3 protein-coding genes and 2 pseudogenes are annotated in these 5,691 nt (G+C 59.6%); 3 read left to right on the top strand and 2 right to left on the bottom strand.

All coding sequences use genetic code 11. The annotated features are described in order from the left end of the window. Positions 1–129: 129 nt before the first annotated feature. Positions 130–1,761, bottom strand: coding sequence for a M10 family metallopeptidase C-terminal domain-containing protein (locus BN1233_RS43725; protein WP_187144431.1), 1,632 nt, complete (start codon positions 1,759–1,761; stop codon positions 130–132). 584 nt (positions 1,762–2,345) lie between these two features. Between BN1233_RS43725 and BN1233_RS33700 the strand changes: the two genes are divergently transcribed. Further along, the gene (locus BN1233_RS33700) at positions 2,346–3,317 is read left to right on the top strand and encodes a methyltransferase domain-containing protein (protein WP_046867965.1); all 972 of its coding nucleotides are present in this window, start codon (positions 2,346–2,348) and stop codon (positions 3,315–3,317) included. 179 nt (positions 3,318–3,496) lie between these two features. Here BN1233_RS33700 and BN1233_RS33695 read toward each other — a convergent pair. Further along, a pseudogene (locus BN1233_RS33695) lies at positions 3,497–4,389 on the bottom strand (IS701 family transposase); the annotation flags it as partial. Between the two features lie 52 nt (positions 4,390–4,441). Here BN1233_RS33695 and BN1233_RS46285 point away from each other — a divergent pair. Continuing rightward, positions 4,442–5,164: pseudogene (locus tag BN1233_RS46285) on the top strand (IS3 family transposase); the annotation flags it as partial. Between the two features lie 156 nt (positions 5,165–5,320). Next, positions 5,321–5,691, top strand: a 371-nt coding sequence (locus tag BN1233_RS45285; RefSeq protein ID WP_048709841.1) for a helix-turn-helix domain-containing protein, incomplete at its 3' end; no start/stop codon positions are given.

Genomic DNA, 5,691 nt, shown 5'->3' with positions numbered 1-5,691 from the left:
GCCTAGGTCGGGCAGGCCCCCGCTAATGCCACCAGAGTTGGTTACACTCGGGATATAAGGGCAGCGCCTCGGCCTAAGGCCGAGGCGCCCGGCTCTGCAGAGAAGGTGTCTCCGCAGTTGAAATTTAGATCAGAGAATGAAATCACCTGAGGTAAGCATATGCGAGCCAATCAGCTTGATCTGGAAGTCAGCAACCTTGTCGCCGTTGATATCTCCATAGATGCTTGTGGTCCCATCCGTAGCATGTGCATAGCGTAGCTGACCAGCCTTGCCCGTGAAGGCACTGGTACCCAGGAAGGAAAATGCCTGATTGCCGCTTGCTCCCGTATTGGTGTCGATGGCAGAAAGATCGATCCGATCCGTACCTCTGACGAAATCGCCGATTTCATCCGCCTTCGTTCCGACTATGCTTTCGCTCCAGGTGGTGAACCGGAACGCGTCCGCGCCTGCATTGCCGAACAACCTGTCAGTTCCCGGCCCGCCGATCAGCACGTCATTACCGGCACCCCCGTTCAGCACATCGTTGCCCGACCCGCCAGCCAGCGTGTCGTTGCCGGCTAGACCATTGAGCGTCTCATTGCCCCCGAAGCCGCGGACCGAATCGCTGCCGCTCGTTCCTGTCACCGACAGTACGGAGCCACTGCCGAGGCCCGACAACTTCGCGTCAGGATGCGTCGAAACCTTGGTACCGCTCAGGTCGAGGTGCGCTCCGGGCTTCCACAGATCGAAGACACGACTGGCTGGATCGGAATCGATGATCTGTCCCCCGATCACGGATACTTTTGCGTCTGTCGTCAACTGGATGTGAGTCTGTGGCGCTCCCTCCTTTTTGAAGTGCGGGTTCAAGCTGACACTGTCCTCCATCGTGATGGAGTCGCTCCAGAACTTGTAATTGCGAGTATTATCCTCTGCAAAGGCTCGGACCAGGACGGTGTTGCTGGACTTCAAGTCGTAACCGGCATCAGTGTTGCCGGACGCAACCGTGTCCTCGAAACGAACGTTGTAGACACCACTCTCCGTGGTGAAGCCATCTCCGTTCCAGAATGTCCTCGGTCCGCCCGTCCCATAGTTGTTCTTCATCGTCACTTGCCGAAGAACCACGTCGTGGACCGTGCCATCGAGCACAACTCCGTTGACATAGAGGCCACCGTCTTGCCGCTGGCTGTCACCAAACACGTCTTCCAGCAGCACATTGTGCGTGTCGTATTGGAGGCGGATGGCCCCGGCGCCCGAGTAACCGTGAATGTTGACATCGCGCACCGTCAGCCCGTCGATAGTGGCCGACGTTGCGGTGCCGGAATGGTAATTCTCGATAAACCGTTTAACGTTCGATGCGGTGACGTGTTCGATTGTGAGATCGCTGATGTCTGCCCCCACGCGAAAGGCACCATTGCCGATGTTCTTGAACGACAGGTTCTCGAACTGCAGGTGGTCGGCTCCGTCCAGCAGACGGAAGGCTTCACGGCCCTCGCTCAAGCCCGGCTGCCAGTTCTCGGCGCGTGTTCCGATGAACTCCGCGCTTCGTGCCGCACCGTTAACGTCAACCCCGCGAATCGTGACGGGGGCATCGGCGGTGCCACCATCCCTAATGAACACCTCGCGGCTCAGCTTGTAGGCGCCTTGGTCAGCGCGCAGCAAGACCTCGCCGCCCGGTCCAGCCGCATCAATAAGCTTTGAGAGACTCGAGAGCGTGGCAGCATTGGCCCAAGATGAGCCATCTTTAGTTCCAGAACCGGTAGGAGAAATATAATAAAGTGCCAATAGACGCTCCTTGAGAGTTGTATTGACGTAATAAAAGTATCTTCTCGACCGCTTGCGCATTGGCTTGGACAGTCTGGCAGTTTAAAAGAACGACAATGCGGCTATAAAATGTCAGAAGAATTCGATAAATGTTACAATCGGTAAGTTTAAAGAAATTATCGCTCTGTGCTATGGCTGCTGCATAGCAGCAGCTAGATATTGTCATATTAACGCAAGGGGAGCGGTAGTATCATATTCTAAATTCGACGCCGGAATTTGCTGCCGAATTTCTATTAGGTCAGGCCGGGGTGCACGAGGAGAATGTAGAGTCTAGTCCGGAATTCATATGCGACGTGGCATTATCGCGTAAGAAGCGTCACGCGGGGTAGCTGCGGGCCCTGATGTAAGGGGAGCTTCCGGGTTCATCCAGAACCGGCGCTTTCGCCTGATCCAGACAAAGGAACGCTCAACGGCCCAGCGGTACGGGTCCGCGTTCTTTGGGCTCTTTGACTATCGTAGTTATTGCGGCAGGGCAGTTGCGATCTTCTATCTGTGCCATTGATGATAGGATGAATAGGTCTGGGTCACAGATTCGGGAGACTCGCATGGTGCCGATCACATCCAAGGCGGTCCTTGTTGCCGTAGCCACCAACGTCCCAGGGTTGCAAAACATCACGACGCGATGGACCGGAGGTGGAGGCACCAGTTCGGCGAGATACTGCTACTCGGTCTGGCTGCGACATCTGTCGACGCTGCACCAAAGCGGCCTTCCCACGAGATTCGGCACTATCGTCGAGATCGGCCCCGGCGATACCCTTGGATTGGGTATCGCAGCACTTCTCTCCTGTGCGGATCGATATATTGCGCTCGATTCGGTCCGGTATGCACAGGTGGACCGGAATCTCGCCGTATTCGACGAGCTTGTGGACCTCTTCAAAGATCGTACCGCCATACCGGATGACGCCGAGTTCCCAGTCGTGAACCCCCGTCTGTCTTCCTACGCCTTTCCCACAGACGTACTTCCCACGGACCACTTGAGTCGAATGCTTGACCCGAAACGCCAAGCAGCAATCCGGGATACTCTCCATGATACTATAAAGGATACCGGCCACTCGTCCGCTTCCACCGGTCTTCTGTCCTACGTCGCTCCTTTCGAAAAGGACTCGATCGAAGATCAGGTCGCGGATCTCGTCATCTCGCAAGCTGTCCTACAGCTTGTCACTGATCTTCCTGGCATCTATCGTGAGATGGACCGGTGGCTGAAGCCGGATGGTATCGTATCGCATCAAATCGACTTCAAGTCATATGGCATCACCAAAGAGTGGAACGGTCATTGGGCTTGCTCTGACTGGCTGTGGCAAGCACTTACAAACAAGCGCAGGGGACAACCCAATCGTGAGCCGCATTCGGCGCACCTAAGCATTCTCACGTCGCTGGGATACGACATCGCATGTGACCAACGATTGGTAAGCGCATCGCACCTTTCTCGCTCACAACTCGCCCCGCGGTTCGCTCACTTATCTGATACTGATTTGACAACCAGCGGGGCCTTAATTCAGGCCCAGAAGCCAGGATAGCTTAGTACCTGATGCAATGAGGTGTCCTGGCGGTTGTGGGAACCCTCGGGAGAGGAAAGCATGTCCAAAAAACTGTAGTTGAAAGCGCGTTGTTTGGAAGCCTTCTAGTACTACTGCGTCACAAGGGTGAATGGCGATTGGGTGGGCTCTGGTTACGCAGGGCGCAGCACGGACATCGCTCAAGTGTTCGCGCGAGAGCAATACCCAGACAGCGGCGCAGCGTCGTGATCGAGTCCGGCATGTGCCACTCGGGCCGGAGCGGTGGTGCCGCGGGGTCGATAACCCTCGGGTAGACGAGGCGCCTGGCGCTTTCTGGTGCGAGCCGGTCCCGAGGGGGGAATCCGCACCCGCTCGGCGATCAGGAAGCCGTGGGCCGCGATGCACAAGCTGGCGTGGTGATGGAATCCGCGCCAGCCGCGGCCCTCGTAATGCCCGAGCCCGAGTTCCTGCTTGAGTTCCTGGTAGTCGCACTCGATCCGCCAGCGCAACATCGTGAGATCGACGAGAGCCCCAAAGGCGATCTCTTCCGGCAGCGTCGAGAGCCAATACTTGGTTGGCTTCTCCTCGCCGTGCGGCCACTCGATCAACGGCCATTCCTCCGGGCGTGGCTCCGTCAGGGCCTCATCACGATGCGCCGGGCGCACGCGCCGGCGGGCGAAGCGCGAGCTCAGCACCTCGTTCGTGCCCGTGCGCCAAGTGATCTCGGTCCACGCCTCTGGCGGCAGGCCGCGCGCGAGCGTCTTGACCGAGACCGGTCGGTGCTCGGCATCGCGGCGGATCAGCTTCGGCGGTCGCCCCCGGCCCGACCACGTCTTCGGCGGCTGCGGTGCCGCGCCGTGTGCCCGGACCGTAGTGTTTGCTTGAATTCCAGCGACATAGCTCAGACCCAAGGTGCTGACGCCGGTGCGCAATTGCGTGTCGTTGCCATAGCCGGCATCCATCAGCACGATCCCGCGCGGATCTGGTCGAGCGCGATCTCGGGCTTAGTCTGGAAGAGGATTTCCTCCGGCACGCCCGCTTTCTGGCGCCGCGCCGGATCGTCGGCCCAGTCCTGCGGCAGATACAGGCGATATGGACTTGCTTCGGGCAAGTGGAGAGCACTGCTATAGCGCAGGAGGATCTCCATGCCCCACACACGCTTTACGAAAGAGTTTCGGGATGAGGCTGTGCGGCTTGCGTTGACGAGCGGCCGCAGCCGGCGTGAGATTGCCGCGGATCTCGGGATCGGCTTGTCGACCCTACGGCACTGGATTGACCACCGCCGCGAGCGCGAGATCGACGCCCCCTGAGGAGCACCAGGACGACCGGGCGGCCGAGTTAAAGCGGCCGCGGCGCGAGAACGAAATCCTGCGCCAGGAGCGGGAGATCCTGAAGCGGGCTACAGCTTTTTTCGCCAAGGAGGGAAGTCGATGGGGTTCGCCCTCATCGATGCGGCGAAAGAGGACTTCCCCGTCCAGCGCCTGTGCAAGGTTTTAGGTGTCAGTCCAAGCAGCTCCTTCGTCTGGCGAAGCCGCCCAGCGAGTTGCCACCAACGGGAGGATCTGGCTCTGCTGGCTCATATCCGCTCGGCTTTCGCGCGCTCGCACGGCACCTACGGTAGCCCTCGCATGACCCGCGAACTGCGGGACGACGGCTTGAATGTCGGCCGGCGCCGGACCGCCCGGCTGATGCGCGAGAATGGCCTCAAAGCCCGGCAGACGCGCCGGTTCAAGTGCACCACCGACAGCCATCATGCCTGTCCGGTCGCGCCCAATCTCCTCGAGCAGAACTTCTCGGCCGAGCGCCCGAACCAGAAGTGGGCCGCAGATCTCTCATACGTGTGGACGCGCGAGGGCTGGCTGTATCTGGGCCAACATCCTCCACCCAGCGTCCGGCAACCTTAAGGGCGTCTTACAGTTATTACAGATAAGAGCCCCGGAGGCGCGCAGGCAACTGCAACGACAATCTCGGTTCCCGATCGGGAACGCGATACGGCAGCCAAGGCTGCGGCGACGCTTCGGGAGATGGCCGGGGCCGGTGGTGAACTCCTCCTTCAGGACAGGACCGGCAAACGGGTCGAGGTGCCCCTGACCGCTTCCCTCCTCGCGGCGATCGGAGACGTCCTCGCGCGCATCGGCGAGAGTGAGGATGTTCTCATCGTCGACAAGGAGGCCGAGCTGTCTCCGGAGCAGGCCGCGAAGGTTCTCGGGATCTCCCGCCCCTTGGTCTACCACCACATGGACACGGGCCGGCTTCCCTTCCGGCAGGTCGGCACCCACAGGCGCGTTCTCGTGAACGATGTGCTCGCCCTGAAGCGCTTCGAGGAGGAGCGGCGGCTTTTTTCCCGCGAGCTGGCCGAGGACACCGACGACCAGGACCTCAGCTTCCGTGCGCT

Origin of the sequence: Microvirga massiliensis, assembly GCF_001006805.1 — a bacterium.
GTDB lineage: Bacteria > Pseudomonadota > Alphaproteobacteria > Rhizobiales > Beijerinckiaceae > Microvirga > Microvirga massiliensis.
Note: the sequence above shows the minus strand (reverse complement) of the source record. Positions and strands in the feature narration are given on the sequence as shown.